The 1117-nt window shown below is 50.9% G+C and carries 1 protein-coding gene and 1 pseudogene; both read left to right on the forward strand.

The window, feature by feature from the left end; translation table 11 throughout:
- Positions 1–390 (forward strand): annotated as a pseudogene (locus KDK17_RS10425) (hypothetical protein); the annotation flags it as partial.
- A partial coding sequence (locus KDK17_RS10430; RefSeq protein WP_257288026.1) for a metal ABC transporter solute-binding protein, Zn/Mn family occupies positions 374–1117 on the forward strand: 744 nt, incomplete at its 3' end. The pseudogene KDK17_RS10425 and the gene KDK17_RS10430, both read left to right, overlap by 17 nt.

The following is a 1117-nucleotide window of genomic DNA, read 5'->3' on the forward strand; positions in this document are numbered from 1 at the left end:
GTATGGAAGTGGGCTCCTGACGGCAACTATAAATATCGCAGCCTGACCCTGACAGGGGAATATCTACAAACACGGGATCTCAGCGATACCATCGAGGCTAATGAAAAAAATGAAGGCTTCTACCTGAGCAGCGTTTATCAGATGACGCCTCAATGGGCAGTGGGTGCCCGTTACGGTGAGTTCAGAGGCTACGAAGCCCACGGCGACCATTTTGATGAGAAAAACCTGCAAGAAACTGAACTTATGGTGTCCTGGAGTTATTCACACTTCTCCACAGTCAGATTGCAGTACACCCATCAGAATGGCGACGGTTTCGAAAACACCAACGACAACATCATAACCTTGCAGTATGTCATGTCCCTTGGAGCTCACGATGCGCATACTTTCTAAACTGTTGCTGGCATTCGCTCTGGCCTTTCCAGTATCCAGTCATGGGGCATTGACCGTTTTTGCCTGTGAGCCGGAGTGGGCGGCATTGTCAGAAGCGATTGCACCTGAAGCAAAGGTTTACACAGCAACGACTGCCCGACAGGACCCTCACCATATTCAGGCTCGTCCGGGACTGATCTCGAAAATGAGGAAGGCTGACATAGTCGTTTGCTCAGGTGCTGAGCTGGAAACCGGTTGGCTCCCGGTTCTGCAGATGAAGTCAGCCAATCCAAAAGTCCAGACCGGAGACAAAGGGCTGTTCTTTGCGGCTGATCAGGTGGAAACCATCGGTAAGCTTGAGAAGGTAGACCCAACCATGGGTGATGTTCACCCGGAAGGAAATCCTCATCTGCACCTTGATCCTTACCGAGTAGAGAAAGTCACCCGGGCACTGGCAGAACGCATGGCAGAGCTTGACCCCGGGAACAGAGATCAATACAAAGCAAACGCCAAAAAGTTCTCAGAAAGATGGGAGGCCAACATCGAGCGCTGGGAAAAGGTAGCAGCTCCACTGAAAGGTAAAAACCTGGTCACTTATCACAGCAACTTTGACTATCTGCTGGAATGGCTGGGCGTGAATGTTGTTGGTGACCTGGAACCCAAACCCGGCCTGCCACCCTCAAGCAGACATCTGGCATCCTTGTTGGAGCTTTCTAAAAAGACGTCTATCGATGCCATCATATTCGCC

Origin of the sequence: Endozoicomonas sp. SESOKO2 (assembly GCF_024606245.1) — a bacterium.
In the GTDB taxonomy this organism is placed as follows: Bacteria; Pseudomonadota; Gammaproteobacteria; order Pseudomonadales; family Endozoicomonadaceae; genus Endozoicomonas_A.